17 protein-coding genes are annotated in these 20,796 nt (G+C 63.8%); 10 read left to right on the top strand and 7 right to left on the bottom strand.

From position 1 onward, the window contains the following. Positions 1 to 107: 107 nt before the first annotated feature. Positions 108 to 2,285 carry a malate synthase G gene (locus CKW37_RS13470; RefSeq protein ID WP_095156198.1) on the bottom strand — a complete coding sequence of 726 codons (2,178 nt, stop codon included), beginning with the start codon at positions 2,283 to 2,285 and terminating at the stop codon, positions 108 to 110. 440 nt (positions 2,286 to 2,725) lie between these two features. On the opposite strand from CKW37_RS13470, the gene CKW37_RS13465 reads away from it, so the two are divergent. Next, positions 2,726 to 3,244 (top strand): glycine cleavage system protein R, encoded by a 519-nt coding sequence (locus tag CKW37_RS13465; protein ID WP_095156197.1) that lies wholly within the window; start codon positions 2,726 to 2,728, stop codon positions 3,242 to 3,244. Between the two features lie 237 nt (positions 3,245 to 3,481). On the opposite strand, the gene rarD is transcribed toward CKW37_RS13465, so the two are convergent. The 5 genes from rarD to CKW37_RS13440 form a co-directional block, all read right to left on the bottom strand. Continuing rightward, the gene (gene rarD / locus CKW37_RS13460; protein WP_095156196.1) at positions 3,482 to 4,369 is read right to left on the bottom strand and encodes an EamA family transporter RarD; all 888 of its coding nucleotides are present in this window, start codon (positions 4,367 to 4,369) and stop codon (positions 3,482 to 3,484) included. 60 nt (positions 4,370 to 4,429) lie between these two features. Next, entirely contained in the window at positions 4,430 to 5,404 is a 975-nt protein-coding gene (locus tag CKW37_RS13455) for a serine/threonine protein kinase (protein ID WP_095156195.1), read from the bottom strand. A 175-nt stretch (positions 5,405 to 5,579) separates the two neighbouring features. After that, positions 5,580 to 7,481 carry a PhoX family phosphatase gene (locus tag CKW37_RS13450; RefSeq protein ID WP_095156194.1) on the bottom strand — a complete coding sequence of 634 codons (1,902 nt, stop codon included), beginning with the start codon at positions 7,479 to 7,481 and terminating at the stop codon, positions 5,580 to 5,582. A 64-nt stretch (positions 7,482 to 7,545) separates the two neighbouring features. Then, complete coding sequence (locus tag CKW37_RS13445; protein WP_095156489.1) at positions 7,546 to 8,310, bottom strand: TOBE domain-containing protein; 765 nt, start codon at positions 8,308 to 8,310, stop codon at positions 7,546 to 7,548. 59 nt (positions 8,311 to 8,369) lie between these two features. Then, complete coding sequence (locus tag CKW37_RS13440) at positions 8,370 to 9,107, bottom strand: ComF family protein (protein ID WP_095156193.1); 738 nt, start codon at positions 9,105 to 9,107, stop codon at positions 8,370 to 8,372. 90 nt (positions 9,108 to 9,197) lie between these two features. Between CKW37_RS13440 and bioB the strand changes: the two genes are divergently transcribed. The 9 genes from bioB (at position 9,198) to CKW37_RS13395 (ending at position 19,605) form a co-directional block, all read left to right on the top strand. Then, complete coding sequence (gene bioB, locus CKW37_RS13435; RefSeq protein ID WP_095156192.1) at positions 9,198 to 10,256, top strand: biotin synthase BioB; 1,059 nt, start codon at positions 9,198 to 9,200, stop codon at positions 10,254 to 10,256. Between the two features lie 7 nt (positions 10,257 to 10,263). Then, entirely contained in the window at positions 10,264 to 11,436 is a 1,173-nt protein-coding gene (gene bioF / locus CKW37_RS13430; RefSeq protein ID WP_095156191.1) for an 8-amino-7-oxononanoate synthase, read from the top strand. Next, entirely contained in the window at positions 11,429 to 12,160 is a 732-nt protein-coding gene (locus tag CKW37_RS13425) for an alpha/beta fold hydrolase (RefSeq protein ID WP_095156190.1), read from the top strand. The genes bioF and CKW37_RS13425 overlap by 8 nt, the downstream gene beginning before the upstream one ends. Continuing rightward, a complete protein-coding gene (gene bioC / locus CKW37_RS13420; RefSeq protein WP_095156189.1) occupies positions 12,153 to 12,977 on the top strand; it encodes a malonyl-ACP O-methyltransferase BioC in 825 nt (274 codons plus the stop codon). Before CKW37_RS13425 ends, bioC begins: the two co-directional genes overlap by 8 nt. Before the next feature lies 1 nt (position 12,978). Beyond that, on the top strand, positions 12,979 to 13,659 hold the full coding sequence (bioD, locus tag CKW37_RS13415) for a dethiobiotin synthase (RefSeq protein ID WP_095156188.1): 681 nt from the start codon (positions 12,979 to 12,981) through the stop codon (positions 13,657 to 13,659). A 149-nt stretch (positions 13,660 to 13,808) separates the two neighbouring features. Beyond that, positions 13,809 to 14,105: a pyrroloquinoline quinone biosynthesis protein PqqE gene (locus CKW37_RS13410; protein ID WP_095156187.1), complete on the top strand. Its 297-nt coding sequence runs from the start codon at positions 13,809 to 13,811 to the stop codon at positions 14,103 to 14,105. Between the two features lie 274 nt (positions 14,106 to 14,379). Beyond that, the gene (locus CKW37_RS13405) at positions 14,380 to 16,185 is read left to right on the top strand and encodes a phenylacyl-CoA dehydrogenase (protein WP_095156186.1); all 1,806 of its coding nucleotides are present in this window, start codon (positions 14,380 to 14,382) and stop codon (positions 16,183 to 16,185) included. A 227-nt stretch (positions 16,186 to 16,412) separates the two neighbouring features. Beyond that, positions 16,413 to 17,696 carry a GGDEF domain-containing protein gene (locus CKW37_RS13400; protein ID WP_095156185.1) on the top strand — a complete coding sequence of 428 codons (1,284 nt, stop codon included), beginning with the start codon at positions 16,413 to 16,415 and terminating at the stop codon, positions 17,694 to 17,696. A gap of 130 nt (positions 17,697 to 17,826) precedes the next feature. After that, positions 17,827 to 19,605 carry an acyl-CoA dehydrogenase C-terminal domain-containing protein gene (locus CKW37_RS13395; RefSeq protein WP_095156184.1) on the top strand — a complete coding sequence of 593 codons (1,779 nt, stop codon included), beginning with the start codon at positions 17,827 to 17,829 and terminating at the stop codon, positions 19,603 to 19,605. Positions 19,606 to 19,834: 229 nt separating this feature from the next. Here CKW37_RS13395 and CKW37_RS13390 read toward each other — a convergent pair whose 3' ends face one another. Further along, the gene (locus CKW37_RS13390) at positions 19,835 to 20,755 is read right to left on the bottom strand and encodes a LysR family transcriptional regulator (protein ID WP_095156183.1); all 921 of its coding nucleotides are present in this window, start codon (positions 20,753 to 20,755) and stop codon (positions 19,835 to 19,837) included. Positions 20,756 to 20,796 lie beyond the last annotated feature (41 nt).

The raw sequence follows: 20,796 nt of genomic DNA, 5'->3' as shown, positions 1-20,796 counted from the left end.
TGCGGCCCCATCGCGACGCTTCGGCTCGCGCCTACATTGTACGAACCTGTAGGAGCGAGCTTGCTCGCGATCAGGCTGCACAGCAGCCCCACATTCAGCGCCTGCGATCAGAGACTGTTACGCGCCTTGTACTCACGACGACGACGATGCAGCACCGGCTCGGTGTAGCCGTTCGGCTGCTTGGTGCCTTCGACGACCAGCTCGACCGCCGCCTGGAAGGCGATGTTGTTGTCGAAGTCTGGCGCCAGCGGGCGGTACAGCGGGTCGTTGGCGTTCTGCTTGTCCACCACCGGGGCCATGCGCTTGAGGCTTTCCAGCACCTGCTCCTCGCTCACCACGCCATGACGCAGCCAGTTGGCCAGCAGTTGGGCGGAGATACGCAGGGTGGCGCGGTCTTCCATCAGGCCGACATCGTTGATGTCCGGCACTTTCGAGCAACCCACGCCCTGGTCGATCCAGCGAACCACGTAGCCGAGGATGCCTTGGGCGTTGTTGTCCAGCTCGTTGCGGATTTCGTCGGCGGACCAGTTGGTGTCCGGTGCCAGCGGGATGGTCAGGATGTCATCGACCGAAGCCGGTGCGCGCTTGGCCAGTTCAGCCTGACGGGCGAACACGTCGACCTTGTGGTAGTGCAGCACGTGCAGTGCAGCGGCAGTCGGCGACGGCACCCAGGCGGTGTTGGCACCGGCCAGCGGGTGAGCGATCTTCTGCTCGAGCATGTCGGCCATCAGGTCCGGCATGGCCCACATGCCTTTACCGATCTGTGCGCGACCTTGAAGGCCAGCAGCCAGGCCGATGTCGACGTTGGAGTTTTCGTAGGCGCCGATCCACTTCTGCGTCTTCATGGCGCCCTTGCGCACCATGGCGCCGGCTTCCATCGAGGTGTGGATTTCGTCACCGGTACGGTCGAGGAAGCCGGTGTTGATGAACACCACGCGCTCGCTGGCAGCCTTGATGCAGGCCTTGAGGTTGACCGTGGTGCGGCGCTCCTCGTCCATGATCCCGACTTTCAGGGTGTTGTGCGGCAGGCCCAGCATGTCTTCGATGCGGCCGAACAGCTCGTTGGTGAACGCCGCTTCTTCCGGGCCGTGCATCTTCGGTTTGACGATGTAGACCGAACCGGTGCGGCTGTTCTTGCGGGTGGCGCTGCCGTTGAGGTTGTGGATCGCCGCGAGGTTGGTGACCAGGCCGTCGAGGATGCCTTCCGGCACTTCGTTACCGTCCTTGTCGAGGATCGCGTCGATGGTCATCAGGTGGCCGACGTTACGCACGAACAGCAGCGAACGACCGTGCAGGGTGACGGTGCCGCCATTGGGCGCGGTGTATTCGCGGTCCGGGTTCATGGTGCGGGTGAACGTCTGGCCGGCCTTGCTCACGCTTTCCGCCAGGTCGCCCTTCATCAGGCCGAGCCAGTTGCGGTAGACCACGACCTTGTCGTCGGCATCGACGGCTGCCACGGAGTCTTCGCAGTCCATGATGGTGGTCAGTGCGGCTTCGACCAGGACGTCTTTCACGCCGGCGGCGTCGGTCTGGCCGACCGGGGTGGTTGGATCGATCTGGATCTCGAAGTGCAGGCCGTTGTGCTTGAGCAGGATGCCGGTTGGCTCGGAAGCCTGGCCCTGGAAGCCGATCAGTTGCGCGTCGTCACGCAGGCCGCTGTTGCTGCCGCCTTTGAGGGCGACGATCAGCTTGCCGCCGTCGATGCTGTAGCGGGTGGCGTCGACATGGGAGCCGGCGGCCAGTGGCGCGGACTCGTCGAGGAAGGCGCGGGCGAAGGCGATGACCTTGTCGCCGCGAACCTTGTTGTAGCCTTTGCCTTTTTCCGCGCCATCGGCTTCGCTGATCACGTCGGTGCCGTAGAGCGCGTCATACAGCGAGCCCCAGCGAGCGTTGGAGGCGTTCAGGGCGAAGCGGGCGTTCATCACCGGGACGACCAGCTGCGGGCCGGCCATGCGGGCGATTTCGTCGTCCACGTTCTGGGTGGAGAGCTGGAAATCCGATGCTTCTGGCAGCAGATAACCAATTTCCTGAAGGAATGCTTTGTAAGCCACGGCGTCGTGGGCCTGGCCTTTGCGCGCCTGGTGCCAGGCATCGATCTGCGCTTGCAGGGTGTCGCGTTTGCTCAGCAGGGCTTTGTTCTTTGGAGCGAGGTCGTGGATGATCTTTTCCGCACCTGCCCAGAACTTCTCGGCGCTGACGCCGGTTCCGGGAATGGCTTCGTTGTTCACGAAGTCGAACAGGACTTTGGCGACCTGAAGGCCACCGACTTGAACGTGTTCAGTCATTGCTTGCCTCACTCTGCTCAGCTATTACGCTTTTCTATTTATGCCTTACGCGCTTCTCTAAACACGGCACCAGGGCATGCCCTTGCGGGCGACTGGGTGCGGCCTTCCAGACGGGCTGGCGGGCGGTTGCGCATTTTCACAGGCGCTTGGCAGACATCGGATCGGAACGTTTTGTAGTCCGCGCCGCGGCATACTACATGATGCGCTGCGCTTGTGAAAATTAGACTAAATACGTCGTTCTGCGACCGTTTGGTCGCATGGGGTCACGCTGGGAAGGCGTATGTTCGCAAAATTTGTGTGGATTGTTCCAGATAAATCTTAAAACAGTACACGATTTGATTTTCGAAAGGCCTGCGGCAGGTTGCCGCGCCTTGCCTATACTTTCCCGGCGCGCCGTTGCCATGGGCGTTTCCACGGGTTTTCCAGCAGAGGTCGTCCGCGTGAATCATCTTGTACTCACTGTCATCGCCGCCGACAAGGCCGGCCAGGTGGAGCGTATCGCTCAATGCATCGCCGAGCATAATGGCAATTGGCTGGAAAGCCGCATGTCACGGATGGCCGGGCAGTTCGCCGGGATCCTGCGGGTGGCGGTGCCGGCCGAATCCCACGAAGAACTGGTGGACGCCTTGCAGGCGTTGGGCGAGCGCGGCATCCGTGTGCTGATCGCGGAAAGCGGTATCGAACCGTCCTGCACCTGGAAACCCATTGCCATGAGCCTGGTGGGCAATGACCGTCCCGGTATTGTCCGCGACATCACTCGTCTGCTGGCCGAGCAGGGCGTCAACGTCGAGCGCTTGAGCACGGATGTACGGCCGGCGCCGATGAGCAGTGAACCCCTGTTTCACGCCGATGCATTGCTTGCTGTGCCGCTGACCCTGTCGCTGGATGACTTGCAGTCGCGTCTCGAAGCGCTCGCCGACGACCTGATGGTGGACCTGGAACTGCGCCCGGAAGAGTAGTTATCCCCAATTCCCTGCTGTTTCACTTATCCCGTTTTATCGGGGACCCGCCTGTGGATAAGCTGGGGAGTCACGGCGCCAGGCCACACGGGCCGTGGCTTTCCGGCGTTTGAGCAAAAAATCACCAGAATTCAGGGGCTTGTGCACAAAGCACGGGGATGAGGGTGTGGATAACCTTGGGAGAGGTTGCTGGAGGCCACGAACGGCGTGGCCTCCGCAGGTTTGTACATTTTTTGATCAGGCGCGGCGACGCAAACTCATCCAGGCATCGACGCTGTAGAGCGCCAGACCGGCCCAGATAAACATGAACGCCACCAGCGTGCTGCTGGACAAATGTTCATCGAACAACAGCACGGCCTGCAGCAACACCAGGGTTGGCGCGAGGTATTGCAGGAAGCCCAGCGTGGTGTACGGCAGGTGCCGCGCGGCGGCGTTGAAGCACACCAGCGGGACCAGCGTCACCGGGCCGGCCGCCATCAGCCACAGCGCTTCGCTGCTCATGTAGAACGCCGGTTGGGCGCTGTGTGCGTCCGGGTGCAGCAGCAGCCAGCCGAGCGCCAGCGGCACCAGCATCCAGGTTTCCACGACCAGGCCGGGCAGGGCGGCGACCGGCGCCTGTTTGCGGATCAGCCCGTAGAAGCCGAAGGTCAGCGCCAGCACCAGCGACACCCAGGGCAAGCTGCCCACCTGCCAGACCTGCTGCGCCACGCCCAGCGCCGCCAGGCCCACCGCGACCCATTGCAGGCGCCGCAGTCGCTCGCCGAGCAACAGCATACCCCACAGCACGTTTACCAACGGGTTGATGTAGTAACCGAGGCTGGCTTCGAGCATGCGCCCGTTGTTCACCGACCAGACGTAGGTCAGCCAGTTGGCCGCGATCAACACGCCGCTGACCGCCAGCACCGCCAGGCGACGCGGATTCTCGCGCAGCTCGCGCCACCAGCCAGGATGCTTCCAGACCAACAGCAGCAAGGAGCCGAACAGCGCCGACCAGAGCGCCCGGTGGACGATGATTTCCAGCGACGGAACGCTCTGCAGCGCTTTGAAGTAGAGCGGGAACAGGCCCCAGATGATGTAGGCGGTAAGGCCCAGGATGTACCCGCGGCGCGGGTTTGCGGCAGTCATGCAGGTTCCTTGCTTAGCTAGCTAAATACGCCGCCATTGTAGACAGAGCGCCAGACACATTTAGAACAATTTCAGCGGCGCTTCGTCCAGCGCCGCGCACTGTTCGCGCAGGGCGAGAATCTGGTCGCCCCAGTAACGCTCCTGGCCGAACCAGGGGAAGCTGCGCGGGAACGCCGGGTCGTCCCAGCGCCGTGCCAGCCAGGCGCTGTAGTGCAACAGGCGCAGGCCGCGCAGGGGTTCGATCAGGGCCAGCTCACGCGGGTCGAAGTCGTGGAATTCGTTGTAGCCGTCCATCAGCTCGGCCAACTGGCCCAGGCGTTCTTCGCGGTTGCCGGCCAGCATCATCCACAGGTCCTGCACGGCAGGGCCCATGCGGCAGTCATCGAGGTCGACGATATGGAATACGTCGTCGCGGCACATCATGTTGCCGGGGTGGCAGTCGCCGTGCAGGCGAGTGAGCTTGTGCGGAGTGCGGGCGTAGATGGCCTCGATGCGCTTGAGCAGGTCGCGCGCCACGGATTCGAAGGCCGGCAGCAGACTCTTCGGCACGAACCCGCCGTCGAGCAGGGTGGCCAGCGAGGCGTGGCCGAAGTTATCCACCGCAAGGTGTTCCCGGTGGGCGAATGGACGGGTGGCGCCCACCGCGTGCAGGCGGCCAAGCAATTGGCCAAGGCGGTAGAGCTGATCCAGGTTGCCCGGCTCCGGCGCGCGGCCACCGCGGCGCGGGAACAGCGCGAAGCGGAAACCGGCGTGCTCGAACAGGGTCTTGCCGTTGTGCGCCAGCGGCGCGACGACCGGCACTTCGCAATCGGCCAGTTCGGCGGTGAAGGCATGTTCTTCAAGAATCGCGGCGTCGGTCCAGCGGTCAGGCCGGTAGAACTTGGCGATCACCGGCTCGGCGTCTTCGATGCCGACCTGATAGACGCGGTTCTCATAGCTGTTCAGGGCCAGCACCCGCGCGTCGCTGAGCAGGTCCTGGCTTTCAATGGCATCCAGGACCAGATCGGGAGTGAGGGTATTGAAGGGATGAGACATGCGCGACTCCGGCTGTGCGGCAGGTGAGCGGCCGCATCGATTCGGCATGGTAACTCAGGGCGCAAACCTTGTAGGAGCGAGCTTGCTCGCGAAGGGCGGCATTAGCGGCTCCGAGGCCGCCTGGTGGCCCTTCGCGAGCAAGCTCGCTCCTACAGAGGATTTTTTTGTGACGGGATCAGGCGCCGATCACCCCGCCATCCTCGCGCACAATCGCCATCACCGACGAGCGAGGCTTGCCGTTCGGCAAGTGCTCGGGGAAGGTCGAGCCGCCGGTTTCACCCGGGTGCTGGATACCGACGAACAGGGTCTTCTGGTCCGGCGCGAAGGCGATACCGGTCACTTCACACGCCACCGGCCCGACCATGAAGCGACGGATTTCGCCAGTCGCCGGGTCGGCGCAGAGCATCTGGTTGTTGCCCATGCCGGCGAAATCTCCGGCGTTGCTGTAGTCGCCATCCGTGAGGATCCACAGCCGGCCATCCGCATCGAAACCCAGGCCGTCAGGGCTGTTGAACATGTTCTGCGCGGTGACGTTGGTCGAGCCGCCCTTGGCCGCACCCGGATGCACCTCGGGGTTGCCGGCGACCACGAACAGGTCCCAGTCGAATGTCATCGAGGCGTGATCGTCCGCGGTTTCGCGCCAGCGCAGGATTTGGCCGTAGACGTTCTTCTCGCGTGGGTTGGGTCCGCCCACCGGTTGGCCTTCTTCGCCACGTTTGACGTTGTTGGTCAGGGTGCAATAGACCTGGCCGTCCTTGGGGCTGACCACGATCCACTCGGGGCGGTCCATGCGCGTGGCTTTGAGCAGGCTGGCGGCCAGGCGCGCGTGGATCAACACTTGCGCCTGGCTGGCGAAGCCGGCGGCGGCGTTGAGGCCGTTCTTGCCATGGCTCAGTTCCAGCCACTGGCCCTTGCCTTTCGGGTGCCCGGGATTGCCGTCGCCTTCATCGAAGCGCGCCACATACAAGGTGCCGTGGTCGAGCAGGTTGCGGTTGGCGGTGGGGTTTTTGTGGTCGATGCGGTCACGGCTGATGAACTTGTAGATGAACTCGCCCCGCTCGTCGTCGCCCATGTACACCACCGCGCGGCCATCGCGGGTTTCGCCGAGGGCGGCGTTTTCGTGCTTGAAGCGGCCGAGGGCGGTGCGCTTGACCGGCGTGGACTTCGGATCGAACGGGTCGATTTCCACCACCCAGCCGTGGCGGTTCAGTTCGTTGGGGTTCTTCGCCAGGTCGAAGCGCGGGTCGTGCGGGTGCCAGCCGACTTCCTTGCCGGTCACCGAGGCGCCGTAGCGTTTTTGCGCGGCATCGAACGCCTGCTGTGGGTCGCTGCTGCCGAAGCAGTCGGTGAAGTTTTCTTCGCAGGTCAGGTAGGTGCCCCACGGCGTCTTGCCGTTGGCGCAGTTCTGGAAGGTGCCGAGGACCTTGGTCGCGCTGTTGTCGGCGGCGGTGCGCAGCCAGGCGTCGCCGGCGGCCGGGCCGCTCAGGCGGATTGGCGTGTTGCCGTGGATGCGGCGGTTGTAGGGCGAGTCCTCGACGAACTGCCACTGGCCGTCCTTGCGCCGCACTTCGATCACCGAGACGCCTTCGGCGGCCTGGGCCTTGTGCACGTCTTCGGCGTTGGCGGGCTGGCCACCGTGGTCGAACAGGTAGCGGTAGTTGGTGTATTCGTTGTTGATCGCCATCAGCGCCCGGTGTTCATCGCCGGGGAAGGGGAACAGGCTCATGCCGTCGTTGTTGTCGCCGAACTGGATTTCCTGGGCCTTGGCCGTGCCCTTGCCGGACGGGTCGAAGGCTGGCGCCTTGGCGCTCAGCGGCTGGCCCCAACTGATCAGCACCGAGGCCTTGTAGCCCGGCGGCAGGCTGATGCCATCGGCGGTCGACGCGGGAATGCCGGCGAAGCCGAGCAGGGTGCTGCTGGCGGCGCTGACGCTATCGGCCAGCACGCTGCGGCTGAGGAGGTTGCCACCGAGAAACAGCGCCGCACCACACAAGGCGCCGGCGCCGATGAAGCGGCGACGGCTGAGACCGACCATCTGTTCGAGGTCGGTCAGTTGGTTTTCTTCTAATAGGTTCATGACAGGCTTCCTGCGGTTTAGGCAGTCACCTTAATCAGCCGTTATGACATTTATATGGCGAATTTTAGACCGGTGTTCCGAGAAGAACGTAGGTCGGAAGGAAGCGAACCTGTACGACGTTTCCGACGCCAAGACCGTGGGTCCGCAGCCACTCCGGCTCGGCGAACGCACAGAGAATCTGCCCGCTGCTCAACGTCAGGCGCAGCTCGCTGGGGCCCTGTGGATCGTCGAGCAATTCTTCGATTTCCGCGTTCAGGCTGTTGCTGCCCGCGGGCACCGGTTCGTCGAGGGTGGCCAGTTCCAGCCAGCCGGCCTTGATCAGCGCGACCACCGCGGTGCCGATCTCCAGCTCCAGGCGATGGGTGCTGTCGTGTGTGATCTGCGCTTCGATGCGCAGACCGCCGGCGAGGGTCAGTTCGATGGTGTCGTTGCGCCCTTGCGGATGGATCGCGCTGACCCGGCCATGCAACTGGTTGCGCGCGCTGGTGCGCAGCATCAGGCGGCCGAGCAGGTCGAGGTCGCTGCTGTCCTCGGCTTCTTCGAGGATCTGCGCCTGCAGGATCTGCAGGCGTTGGTACAGGCGCAGCACCCGGCGTCCTTCATCCGACAGGCGGGCGCCGCCGCCGCCGCGGCCACCGGTGCTGCGTTCCACCAGCGGTCGGGCGGCGAGGTTGTTCAGTTCGTCGATGGCGTCCCACGCGGCCTTGTAGCTCATGCCGGCGGCTTTTGCGGCACGGGTGATCGAGCCTTGCTCGTCAATGTGCTGCAACAGGCCGATACGTTGCGGACGGCGGACGATGTGCTGGGTCAGGGGCGCGGGCAAGGGCATAGGATGGGTACGAAAGATGACGATGATCGGCAGGAAAGTGCCCGCCTGCCTGCTGCAAGTCAAGCGTCGCCGGGTCGCGGGGTGCGCGCCAGGCAGTAGACATCGACCCGTTTCGCCCCGGCATCACACAGCAGGCGCGCCAGTGCCTGGGCTGTTGCGCCGGTGGTCAGGACGTCATCGACCAGCGCCAGATGGCGGCCCTGGATGCCCTCCGCGGTCGCGAGGGCGAAGGCGCCGTTGAGGTTGCGCTTGCGTGCGCGGGCGTTCAGGTCCTGTTGCGCCGGGGTGTCTCGCAATCGGTCCAGCAGTTGTGAATTGCAGGGAATCTTCAGTTGCGCACTGATCCACTCGGCGAGCATCTGCGCCTGGTTGTAGCCGCGTTGGCGCAGGCGCCGGGTTGCCATGGGTACCGGCAACAGCAGGTCCGGGCGCGGCAGGCCTTCGTCGAAGCGATGGCCGAGCCAGTTGCCGAGCATCTGCGCCAGCAGCCGGCCCAGTGGCCATTGGCGCTGGTGCTTGAAGTGGGTGATCAGCGCATCCACGGGAAAGCCGTAATGCCAGGGCGCTTCGACCTGCCGGAACGCCGGACGCCGGCGCGCGCACTGGCCGCAGAGCAGACCGCGCATCGGCAGCGGCAGGGCGCAGATCCGGCAGTGTTCATCGAGCCAGGGCAGCTCGCTTTCACAAGGCACGCAAATCGGGTGCGGCTGCTCGGACGCTTCATCACACAATAAGCAGGTCTGGTTGTTATTTGTACAGATGTAAACCGGTGGTTCTTGATGTGGTTGACAGCGCATGAGGCTTCCTTAACTATGCGGGCTATCCGTGATGCGCTGGCGGGGCATTCCTGTTCCGGCGCCAGTACAAGCCTAAACAAGGAAACGCCCATGAGCGCCAGCGCAACTGCAACGCTTCGTCACGACTGGTCCCTGGCCGAAGTCAAAGCCCTGTTCCAGCAGCCGTTCAATGACCTGCTGTTCCAGGCGCAGATGGTGCACCGGGCGCATTTCGACCCCAATCGCGTACAGGTCTCGACGCTGCTGTCGATCAAGACCGGCGCCTGCCCGGAAGATTGCAAATATTGTCCGCAGTCCGGTCACTACAACACCGGGCTGGAAAAACAGAAGCTGATGGAAGTGCAAAAGGTGCTGGAAGAGGCCGCCCGAGCCAAGGCCATCGGCTCCACCCGTTTCTGCATGGGCGCGGCGTGGAAGCACCCGTCGGCCAAGGACATGCCCTACGTCCTGCAGATGGTCAAAGGGGTCAAGGCCCTGGGCCTGGAAACCTGCATGACCCTGGGCAAGCTCGACCAGGAGCAGACCGTCGCCCTGGCCGATGCTGGCCTGGATTACTACAACCACAACCTCGACACCTCGCCGGAGTTCTACGGCAGCATCATCACCACCCGCACCTACAGCGAGCGCCTGCAGACACTTGCCTATGTGCGTGACGCCGGGATGAAGATCTGCTCGGGCGGGATCCTTGGCATGGGCGAGTCGCTGGACGACCGTGCCGGCCTGCTGATCCAGTTGGCCAACCTGCCGGAGCACCCGGAATCGGTGCCGATCAACATGCTGGTGAAAGTCGCCGGCACGCCGCTGGAAAACGCCGAGGAGGTCGATCCGTTCGACTTCATCCGCATGCTGGCGGTCGCCCGCATTCTGATGCCGCAGTCCCATGTCCGGCTGTCCGCCGGGCGCGAAGCGATGAACGAGCAGATGCAGGCGCTGGCGTTCATGGCCGGGGCCAACTCGATCTTCTACGGCGAGAAACTGCTGACCACCGCCAACCCACAGGCCGACAAGGACATGCAGCTTTTCGCACGCCTGGGCATCAAGCCCGAAGCCCGCGAAGAGCACGCCGACGAAGTGCATCAGGCCGCCATCGAGCAGGCATTGATCGAGCAGAAGAGCAGCGAGCTGTTCTACAACGCCGCGTCGGTCTGAGGCAGCCATGAGCTTCGATCTCCGTGCGCGCCTCGAACAGCGGCGCGCCGCTGACCTGTATCGTCAGCGCCCGTTGCTGCAAAGCCCGCAGGGGCCGCAGGTGGTAGTGGACGGCCAGCCGCTGCTGGCCTTCTGCAGCAACGATTACCTTGGCCTGGCCAACCACCCCGACGTTATCGCCGCCTGGCGTGCCGGCGCCGAGCGCTGGGGCGTGGGCGGTGGCGCCTCGCACTTGGTGGTTGGTCACAGCACGCCGCACCATGAACTGGAAGAGGCCCTGGCCGAGTTCACCGGGCGCCCGCGGGCGCTGCTATTCACCACCGGCTACATGGCCAACCTCGGCGCCATTACCGCGCTGGTGGGGCAGGGCGATACCGTTCTGCAAGACCGCCTCAACCACGCCTCGCTGCTGGATGCCGGGTTGCTCAGTGGCGCGCGCTTCAACCGCTATTTGCACAACGACGGCGACAGCCTCGACAACCGCCTCGATAAAGCCGAAGGCAATACCCTGGTGGTTACCGATGGCGTGTTCAGCATGGACGGCGATATCGCCGACCTGCCGGAACTGGTCAACCGCAGCCGTGACAAGGGCGCCTGGTTGATGGTGGACGACGCCCACGGCTTCGGCACCCTGGGTCGCAAGGGCGGCGGGGTGGCCGAGCACTTCGGCCTGAGCCTGGAAGAACTGCCGGTACTGGTTGGCACGCTGGGCAAGGCGTTTGGTACGGCGGGTGCGTTCGTTGCCGGCAGCGAAGAGCTGATCGAGTGCCTGATCCAGTTCGCCCGCCCGTACATCTACACCACCAGCCAGCCACCGGCGCTGGCCTGCGCCACGCTGAAAAGCCTCAGCCTGCTGCGCGACGAATACTGGCGGCGCGAACATCTGGCGGCGCTGATCGCCCAGTTCCGCGGCGGCGCCGAGCAGATCGGCCTGCAACTGATGGACAGCTTCACGCCGATCCAGCCGATCCTGATCGGTGATGCCGGACGCGCCATGGCGCTGTCGCGGATGCTGCGCGAGCGCGGCCTTTTGGTGACCGCGATTCGTCCGCCCACCGTGCCCGCCGGCAGCGCCCGCTTGCGCGTGACCCTGACCGCCGCGCACAGCCAGGCGCAGGTGCAGCTATTGTTGAATGCATTGGCCGAGTGCTATCCGCTGTTGGAGCCTGTCGATGCGTAACCATCTGATTCTGCTGCCGGGCTGGGGCCTGGGCAGTGCCGCGCTGGAGCCGCTGGCGGCCAGTCTGCGGGCGCAGGATGCCGGCCTTCGGGTCGAACTGGCGACGTTGCCGGAACGGGTCAGCGATGACCCGAACGTCTGGCTCGACGAGCTGGACCGGCGCCTGCCCAAGGACACCTGGCTGGGCGGCTGGTCGCTGGGCGGGATGCTCGCCGCCGAGTTGGCGGCGCGGCGCGGCGACCGCTGCTGCGGGCTGCTGACCCTGGCCAGCAACCTCAGTTTCGTCGCCCGTCCCGACTGGCCGGATGGCATGGCAGCGGACACCTTCGAGGCGTTTGTCGACGGTTGTCGGGGCCACACCTCCGTCACCCTCAAGCGCTTCAAATCGCTCTGCAGCAAGGGCGCGCAGGAACAGAAAAGTGTTCTGCGCCAATTGGAAGTCGGCGTGCCGGACACCGATCCCGTGCTGCTGGTGAATGGCCTGGAAATCCTCGGCCGACTGGACACCCGCGCGGCGCTGCAAGCCTACGGCGGACCGCAACTGCATCTGTTTGCCGGTGCTGATGAGCTGGTGCCGGCCAAGGCCGCCCGGGCCCTCAGCGACTTGTTGCCGGATGTGGAAGTGGGGCTGGTGGAAGAGGCTTCCCACGCCTTCATCCTCGAATACCCGCAAGACCTGGCCGCGGCCATCAAGACCTTCCTGCACGAGAGCGGCGATGACTGATCTATCCCTGCCGGGGTTGCCCGGCGCCTTGCCCGACAAGCGCCAAGTGGCCGCGTCGTTTTCCCGTGCCGCCGCCAGCTACGACAGCGTCGCCGAATTGCAGCGCGCCGTGGGCGGCCACTTGCAAGGGCTGCTGCCGAAGGATCTGCAGCCGCGGTGCTGGATTGATCTGGGCAGCGGCACCGGTCATTTCAGCCGTCAGTTGCAGGTACGTTATCCACAGGGGCTGGGTGTCGCTGTCGATATCGCCGAAGGCATGCTGCGCCATGCCCGCGAGGCGGGTGGCGCGCACTTTCATGTGGCCGGGGATGCCGAGCGGCTGCCGCTGCGGCATAGCTGCGCGGAGCTGATGTTCTCCAGCTTGGCGGTGCAGTGGTGCGCGGACTTTCGCGCCGTGCTGAGCGAGGCGCGGCGCGTGTTGCAGCCGGGTGGCGTGCTGGCCTTCTCCAGCCTGTGCGTTGGCACCCTGCATGAGCTGCGGGCCAGTTGGGAGGCGGTGGATGGGCTGGTGCATGTCAACCGCTTCCGCCGGCTCGAGGATTATCAGCGCCTGTGCGGTGAGAGCGGCCTTGAGGTAGTTGGGTTGCATGCACAACCGCATGTCTTGCACTACCCTGATGTGCGCAGTCTGACCCATGAATTGAAAGCGTTGGGCGCGCACAACCTCAACCCCGGTCGACCCACCGGACTGACCGGACGGGCGCGGATGCAGGGGCTGTTGCGGGCTTACGAGCAGTTCCGCCAGCCGCAAGGCCTGCCGGCCACCTATCAGGTGGTATACGGGGTTTTGCACAAGCCGCTGACACAAGGGGAGTGACATGACCGCGGCCTATTTCATCGCCGGAACCGATACCGATGTCGGCAAGACCACCGTCGCCGCCGGCCTGCTGCATGCGGCGCAACTGGCTGGCCTCAGCACCCTCGGCGCCAAGCCGGTGGCCTCGGGCTGCGAAGTGACGCCCAAGGGCCTGCGCAATGCCGATGCCCTGGCACTGATCGCGCAGAGTTCGATCAAGTTGCCCTACGAACAGATCAATCCCTTCGCCTTCGAGCCGGCCATCGCGCCGCACCTTGCCGCCCGCGAAGCCGGTATCGACCTCAGCGTGCAGGGGCTGCTCGGGCCGATGCGCGAGATTCTCGCCCGGCAGGCGGATTTCACCCTGATCGAAGGCGCGGGCGGCTGGCGGGTGCCGCTGTCGCACCACGCCAATCTGTCCGACCTGGCGGTGGCGCTGAAGCTACCGGTTATTTTGGTGGTCGGCGTGCGGCTGGGCTGCATCAACCACGCACTGCTCAGCGCCGAGGCAATTGCCCGCGATGGCCTGCAACTGGCGGGCTGGGTGGCCAACATCATTGATTCGCGCACCTCGCGGCTGGAAGAGAACCTCGCCAGCCTTGCCGAGCGGCTGCCCGCACCCTGTCTGGGACGTGTGCCACGGCTCAAGCCGGCGAGCGCGGAAGCGGTGGCGGAGCATCTGCAAATCGACCTGCTGGACTGACGCGACCGTGCAAGGTCTGGTCGGTCGCTAGCGGTTCTCTATTGCAGGGCAGGGTGCCATTAGTGTTTTTGACGGGCCTTTTGCGCCGGCCTCTGCTTCAATAGCCACTGTATTGCCACTCTCGCCTTCAAGCTTTTTGGAGTATTGAAATGGAAATCTCGGGCAGTTCCGCATTCTATGCCGGCCTGGGCGCCATTCAGGCCGGTCAGCACCGCGTCGATCAGGCTGTCAGCCAGATCGCCAACAGCACCGTCGAGCGTGCCGTCACCAGCCAGTCCAGCGACTACCAGGCCGAGCGCCTGCGTTCGGTCGATCGCAGCCAGCAATTGGACCTGGCCACCAACACCGTTGAGCAGGCCCTGGGCAAGCAGCAGGTCGAACTCGGTGTCAAAGTGGCCAAAGCGTCGGACGAAATGCTCGGCACGCTGATCGATACCTACGCCTGAGGCCCGCCGCTTCAGGCTTCATCTTTCCCCGATACCCTTTATTCATCAGCGCCTTGGCAATTGTGCCGGGCGTTCGGCTGCGTGTTTTCTACACTTTCTTGCAGGGTTTCATGCAAACGGAGGATGACAAAAGTGCCACCGGCGGGGTGCTTGACAAGCTTTCGGCGTAAACGTATGTTTCAAACAACTGTTTGACCGAAAGCCGCCAAGAGCTGGTCGGTGTGTCGCGGTCTCTCCCACCCCATCCAGGATTCATCAGCAGAGGTTCATCGCTATGCCTGAATACAAAGCCCCCTTGCGTGATATTCGTTTCGTCCGTGATGAACTGCTCGGCTATGAAGCGCACTATCAGAGCCTGCCGGGTTGCCAGGACGCCACGCCTGACATGGTGGATGCCATCCTCGAGGAAGGCGCCAAGTTCTGTGAACAGGTATTGGCCCCGCTGAACCGCGTTGGTGACCTGGAAGGCTGTACCTGGAGCGAGTCGGGCGTGAAAACCCCTACCGGTTTCAAGGAAGCCTACAAGCAGTTTGTCGAAGGCGGCTGGCCGAGCCTGGCGCATGACGTCGATCACGGCGGCCAGGGCCTGCCGGAGTCGCTGGGCCTGGCGGTCAGCGAAATGGTTGGCGAGTCGAACTGGTCCTGGGGCATGTACCCTGGCCTGTCCCACGGCGCGATGAACACCATCTCCGAGCACGGCACCCCCGAGCAGCAAGAGGCTTACCTGACCAAGCTGGTGTCCGGCGAATGGACCGGCACCATGTGCCTGACCGAGCCGCATTGCGGCACCGACCTGGGCATGCTGCGGACCAAGGCCGAACCTCAGGCCGACGGTTCCTACAAAGTCACCGGCACCAAGATCTTCATTTCCGCTGGTGAACACGACATGGCCGACAACATCGTCCATATCGTCCTGGCCCGCCTGCCCGATGCACCGGCCGGCACCAAAGGCATTTCCCTGTTCATCGTGCCGAAGTTCCTACCGACCGCCGAAGGCACTGTCGGCGAGCGCAACGCTGTTTCCTGCGGTTCCCTCGAACACAAGATGGGCATCCACGGCAACGCCACCTGCGTGATGAACTTCGACGCCGCCACCGGCTACCTGATTGGCCCGGCCAACAAAGGCCTGAACTGCATGTTCACCTTCATGAACACCGCTCGCCTGGGGACCGCGCTGCAAGGCCTGGCCCACGCCGAAGTGGCCTTCCAGGGTGGCCTGAAATACGCCCGTGACCGCCTGCAAATGCGCTCGCTGACCGGTCCGAAAGCACCGGAAAAAGCGGCTGACCCGATCATCGTCCACCCGGACGTGCGCCGCATGCTGCTGACCATGAAGGCCTTCGCCGAAGGCAACCGCGCCATGGTCTACTTCACCGCCAAGCAAGTGGACATCGTCAAGTACAGCCAGGACGAAGAAGAGAAGAAGAAAGCCGACGCACTGCTGGCCTTCATGACGCCGATCGCCAAGGCCTTCATGACCGAAGTCGGCTTCGAAGCCGCCAACCACGGCGTGCAGATCTACGGCGGCCACGGCTTCATCGCCGAGTGGGGCATGGAGCAGAACGTTCGCGACAGCCGTATCTCCATGCTGTACGAAGGCACCACCGGCATCCAGGCCCTGGACCTGCTGGGCCGTAAAGTCCTGATGACCCAGGGCGAAGCGCTGAAGGGCTTCACCAAGATCGTCCACAAGTTCTGCCAGAACCAGGAAGGCAACGAAGCTACCAAGGAATTCGTCGAGCCACTGGCCGCGCTGAACAAAGAGTGGGGCGAACTGACCATGAAGGTCGGCATGGCCGCCATGAAGGACCGCGAGGAAGTCGGCGCCGCTTCGGTGGACTACCTGATGTACTCCGGCTACGCCTGCCTGGCCTACTTCTGGGCTGACATCGCCCGCCTGGCGGCCGAGAAACTGGCTGCCGGCACCAGCGAAGAAGCCTTCTACACCGCCAAGCTGCAGACCGCGCGCTTCTACTTCCAGCGCATCCTGCCGCGTACCCGCACTCACGTTGCCACCATGCTGTCCGGTGCGAACAACCTGATGGCGATGGACGAAGCGAACTTCGGCCTGTCTTACTGATTGCTCTGCTGTACCGAAAAACGCCTGCCCTAACCGGCAGGCGTTTTTTTTGTCTGCTGAAATCCTGTCGCCGGCGATGAGGCCGGTTTGATCCAACAGATGAGGTTCAAGCTTCAGGCTATTGCTGCCGTTAAAGAAATTGACGTCAAAAATTTATCTATTCATGTGCATTGCCGATACAGTAGAGGCACAATGACATTATCGATCTGCTGGATCGGAGAGTTCTCTTGTTCCGTTTTTCCGCTGTAAAAGTCAGTCACTTCCTTCCCGGCGCCTGCTTGCTGCTGTCCGGACTCGCGGCCGCCTATGTGCGGGACTTGTCGGTGTTCTTCACGTCGCTGTTCAACGTGCTGCCGACCTTGGTGCTGCTGCTCGGCGGCGCCTACTGCGCGGTGTATCGGCGTCAGCGCGAGCTGTTCCTGATGATCACCGTGTACATCGCCTACTACCTGCTCGACACCCAGACTGATTTCTATCGTGACAACGGCCGGGTCCGCGAAGATGCGGCGGTGGTGTTCCACCTCGTCTGCCTGCTGTTGCCGATCCTGTTCGCGCTGTTCGGCGCCTGGCAGGAGCGCACCCACCTGTTCCAGGACATGGTGGCGCGCTTCGCCGTGCTGCTGGCGGTGGGCAGCGTGGCGCTGGGCCTGGAGCAGAGTTACCCACAGGCGCTGCTGGGCTGGCTGGCGGAGATCCGCTGGCCGGCGTTGCACGGCAAGTGGATGAGCCTGATCCAGTTGTCCTACCCGGTGTTTTTCCTCGCCTTCGTCGTGCTGGTGGTGCAGTACCTGCGCGAGCCGCGGCCCCTGCATGCGGCGCAGATCATTGGCCTGATCGGCATTTTCTGGATGTTGCCGCAGACGTTCATCCTGCCGTTCACCCTGAACATCATGTGCAGCCAGGTGATGCTGATGATCGCCGCCGCAGTGTCCCACGAGGCTTACCAGATGGCCTTCCGCGACGAACTCACCGGCCTGCCCGGTCGTCGCGCGCTGAACGAGCGCATGCAGCGCCTGGGCCGTAACTATGTGCTGGCGATGACCGACGTCGACCACTTCAAGAAATTCAACGACACCCATGGCCACGATGTCGGTGACCAGGTGCTGCGCCTGGTGGCGAGCAAGCTGTCCAAGGTGACCGGCGGCGGCCGTGCCTATCGCTACGGCGGTGAGGAATTCGCCCTGGTGTTTGCCGGCAAGACCATCGAGGAATGCATGCCGCACCTGGAAGCGGTGCGCGAGATGATCGCCAACTACGCCATCCAGTTGCGCAATCAGGACAACCGCCCGCAGGACGACCAGCAAGGCCGTCAGCGCCGCGGCACGGCGGGCGCCAGCAGCGTTTCGGTGACCGTCAGTATCGGCGCCTGCGAACGCCAGCCCGAGCACCGCGGCCCGGACGAAGTGCTCAAGTCCGCGGACCAGGCGCTCTACAGCGCCAAAGGCGCGGGACGCAACTGTGTGATGGCCCATGGGCAAAAAGATCGGCGTGGAGCGATGCGCGTGGCGTGACCGTAACTGACTGTTCGGTCTCTTGATGACCCTATGTGTCGCAAAAGTTGTTGGGTTAGACTTTGGACCTTGGTTCTTAGTACCGGTCCTACAATGGGATCGCCCACGACTCACGGTTTGAGAGGTTGCCATGGCTGACTATAAAGCGCCGCTGCGCGATATGCGCTTCGTCCTCAATGAGGTCTTCGAAGTCTCGAAGTTGTGGGCCGATCTGCCCGCGCTGGCCGAGACGGTGGACGAAGACACCGCCATGGCGGTGCTGGAAGAAGCCGGCAAGGTCACCGGCAAGAGCATCGCGCCGCTGAGCCGCGCCGCCGACGAAGAAGGCTGCCACTGGGACAACGGCGCAGTACGCACCCCGGCCGGGTTCATCGAGGCCTACCGCACCTACGCCGAAGGCGGCTGGGTCGGCGTTGGCGGTGACCCGGTGTACGGCGGCATGGGCATGCCCAAGGTGATCTCGGCCCAGGTCGAGGAAATGGTCAACTCCTCCAGCCTGTCCTTCGGCCTGTACCCGATGCTGACCGCCGGCGCCTGCCTGTCGATCAACGCCCACGCCAGCGACGAGTTGAAGGAACAATACCTGCCGAACATGTACGCCGGCGTCTGGGCCGGGTCCATGTGCCTGACCGAGCCGCATGCCGGCACCGACCTCGGCATCATCCGCACCCGCGCCGAGCCGCAGGCCGACGGCAGCTACAAGGTCAGCGGCACCAAGATCTTCATCACCGGCGGCGAACACGACCTCACCGAAAACATCATCCATCTGGTGCTGGCCAAGCTGCCGGACGCCCCGGCCGGTCCGAAGGGCATCTCGCTGTTCCTGGTGCCGAAATTCCTGGTCAATGCCGACGGCAGCCTGGGCGCGCGCAACCCGGCCACCTGCGGTTCGATCGAACACAAGATGGGCATCCAGGCCTCGGCCACCTGCGTGATGAACTTCGACGAAGCGGTCGGCTATCTGGTCGGCGAGCCGAACAAGGGCCTGGCGGCCATGTTCACCATGATGAACTACGAGCGCCTGGGCGTTGGGATCCAGGGCCTGGCCTCGGCCGAGCGCTCGTACCAGAACGCCGTCGAGTACGCCCGTGACCGTCTGCAGAGCCGCGCGCCAACTGGCCCGCAGGCCAAGGACAAGGTCGCCGACCCGATCATCGTCCACCCGGACGTGCGCCGCATGCTGCTGACCATGAAGGCCCTGAACGAAGGCGGCCGGGCGTTCTCCACCTACGTTGCTATGCAACTCGACACCGCCAAGTTCAGCGAGGAGGCGACCGCCCGCAAGCGCGCCGAGGACCTGGTAGCGCTGCTGACGCCGGTGGCCAAGGCCTTCCTCACCGACCTCGGCCTGGAAACTGCCGTACATGGCCAGCAAGTGTTCGGCGGCCACGGTTACATCCGCGAATGGGGTCAGGAGCAACTGGTGCGTGATGTGCGCATCACCCAGATCTACGAAGGCACCAACGGCATTCAGGCACTTGACCTGGTGGGCCGCAAGATCGTCGGCAGCGGCGGCGCGTTCTACACGCTGTTCGCCGACGAGATTCGCCATTTCACCGCCACGGCGGGCAGCGAACTGGCCGAGTTCACCGCGCCGCTCAACGCCGCCTTGAATGACCTCGACGAACTGACCGCCTGGGTACTGGATCGCGCCAAGGGCAACCCCAACGAGATTGGTGCGGCTTCGGTGGAATACCTGCACGCCTTCGGCTACACCGCCTACGCCTACATGTGGGCGTTGATGGCGCGCACCGCGCTGGCCAAGCAGGGCGACGACACGTTCTACGCCAGCAAACTGGGCACCGCGCGCTTCTACTTCGCCCGCCTGCTGCCGCGTTTGCAGTCGCTGTGCGCCTCGGTCAAGGCCGGTAGCGAGTCGCTGTACCTGCTCGACGCCGAGCAGTTCTGACGTAAATGCGCCATGTAAGCATTTACTTACATGGCGTGGTGGTCTTTGGCGTCTTCCGGAATATTGGATCCACAGTTAATCTTTCTCACATGGACGTCGCGCAGGACGCGCAATGAACAACCAGGGATGAACGAAGGATTCTCACCAGGATGGTGGGGCGAAAGGGAAGTCAAAAGGGAAACAGTCTGCAAAACCCCGCTTCGGCGGGGTTTTCTTTTGCCTGCGATTTTTATCCCAGCACGTCCAGCGGCGACACGCCCATCTGCCGCGGATCAATTTCCTCTTCCAGCAATGTGCGCAGCAGCTCGACCGACGCCTGCTGACGCTGAGCATCGCGGAACACCAGCCCGACCTTCAGCGGCACCCGTGGCTCGCTCAACGGCTTCCAGAGCAACTCCGGATCTTCCGACCCCTCCTGCGCCCGCCCCGGCAACACTGTCGCCAGCGAAGTGTGCGCCAGGCTGTCGAGTATCCCGCCCATATTGTTCATTTCCGCTTGCACCTGCGGGCGCCGGCCCAGGTTGGCCAGTTGCCCCTGCCAGATCTGCCGCACCTGGAATTCCTCGCCGAGGAGGATCATCGGCAGTTCGGCGGCCTGTTTCAGCGAGACCTTCTTGAACTCGCGCAGCGGGTGCGTGTGCGGAATCACGACTTGTAACTCGTCTTCGTACAGCAGCAACCCGTGCAGCCCCGCTTGGCGCGGGGGCAGGTAGCTGATGCCGATGTCCAGCGTGCCGTTGAGCAGACGCCGTTCGATCTCCATCCCCGACAGTTCGTAGATCTGCACCACCAGGTGCGGCTGGGCCTTGCGCACCCGGTCAAGCAACTGCGGCACCAGGCTCGGCCGTACCGTTTGCAGCACGCCGATGGCCAGGGTACGCAGGGCCTGGCCCTTGAAGTTGCGCAGTGCTTCGCGGGCCCGCTGCAGACCGTCGAGCAGGGGCACGGCGTGGTTGTAGAGGGTGTGCGCGGCCAGGGTCGGCAGCAGGCGCTTGTTGCCGCGCTCGAACAGGCTGACATCGAGGCTGTGCTCGAGCTGGCGGATCTGTTGCGACAGCGCGGGCTGCGACAGCGACAGGCGCTCGGCGGCGCGGCCGACATGACCTTCTTCATACACCGCGACGAAATAACGCAGTTGGCGAAAATCCATAACTTCTACTTATCGAAAAAGCTCGAAAAACGAAATGGCCG

This window comes from Pseudomonas sp. Irchel 3E13, from assembly GCF_900187455.1.
Taxonomy (GTDB): domain Bacteria; phylum Pseudomonadota; class Gammaproteobacteria; order Pseudomonadales; family Pseudomonadaceae; genus Aquipseudomonas.
This window is presented reverse-complemented; position numbering and strand designations above follow the sequence as displayed.

Coding starts and splice junctions, on each gene's coding strand:
- CKW37_RS13410 (WP_095156187.1), top strand. CDS start 13,809: ATGGAAATCTCGGGCAGTTCCGCATTCTATGCCGGCCTGGGCGCCATT.
- bioB (WP_095156192.1), top strand. CDS start 9,198: ATGAGCGCCAGCGCAACTGCAACGCTTCGTCACGACTGGTCCCTGGCC.
- CKW37_RS13440 (WP_095156193.1), bottom strand. CDS start 9,107: ATGCGCTGTCAACCACATCAAGAACCACCGGTTTACATCTGTACAAAT.
- CKW37_RS13405 (WP_095156186.1), top strand. CDS start 14,380: ATGCCTGAATACAAAGCCCCCTTGCGTGATATTCGTTTCGTCCGTGAT.
- CKW37_RS13450 (WP_095156194.1), bottom strand. CDS start 7,481: ATGAACCTATTAGAAGAAAACCAACTGACCGACCTCGAACAGATGGTC.
- CKW37_RS13390 (WP_095156183.1), bottom strand. CDS start 20,755: ATGGATTTTCGCCAACTGCGTTATTTCGTCGCGGTGTATGAAGAAGGT.
- CKW37_RS13455 (WP_095156195.1), bottom strand. CDS start 5,404: ATGTCTCATCCCTTCAATACCCTCACTCCCGATCTGGTCCTGGATGCC.
- CKW37_RS13470 (WP_095156198.1), bottom strand. CDS start 2,285: ATGACTGAACACGTTCAAGTCGGTGGCCTTCAGGTCGCCAAAGTCCTG.
- bioF (WP_095156191.1), top strand. CDS start 10,264: ATGAGCTTCGATCTCCGTGCGCGCCTCGAACAGCGGCGCGCCGCTGAC.
- CKW37_RS13425 (WP_095156190.1), top strand. CDS start 11,429: ATGCGTAACCATCTGATTCTGCTGCCGGGCTGGGGCCTGGGCAGTGCC.
- CKW37_RS13445 (WP_095156489.1), bottom strand. CDS start 8,310: ATGCCCTTGCCCGCGCCCCTGACCCAGCACATCGTCCGCCGTCCGCAA.
- CKW37_RS13395 (WP_095156184.1), top strand. CDS start 17,827: ATGGCTGACTATAAAGCGCCGCTGCGCGATATGCGCTTCGTCCTCAAT.
- bioC (WP_095156189.1), top strand. CDS start 12,153: ATGACTGATCTATCCCTGCCGGGGTTGCCCGGCGCCTTGCCCGACAAG.
- rarD (WP_095156196.1), bottom strand. CDS start 4,369: ATGACTGCCGCAAACCCGCGCCGCGGGTACATCCTGGGCCTTACCGCC.
- bioD (WP_095156188.1), top strand. CDS start 12,979: ATGACCGCGGCCTATTTCATCGCCGGAACCGATACCGATGTCGGCAAG.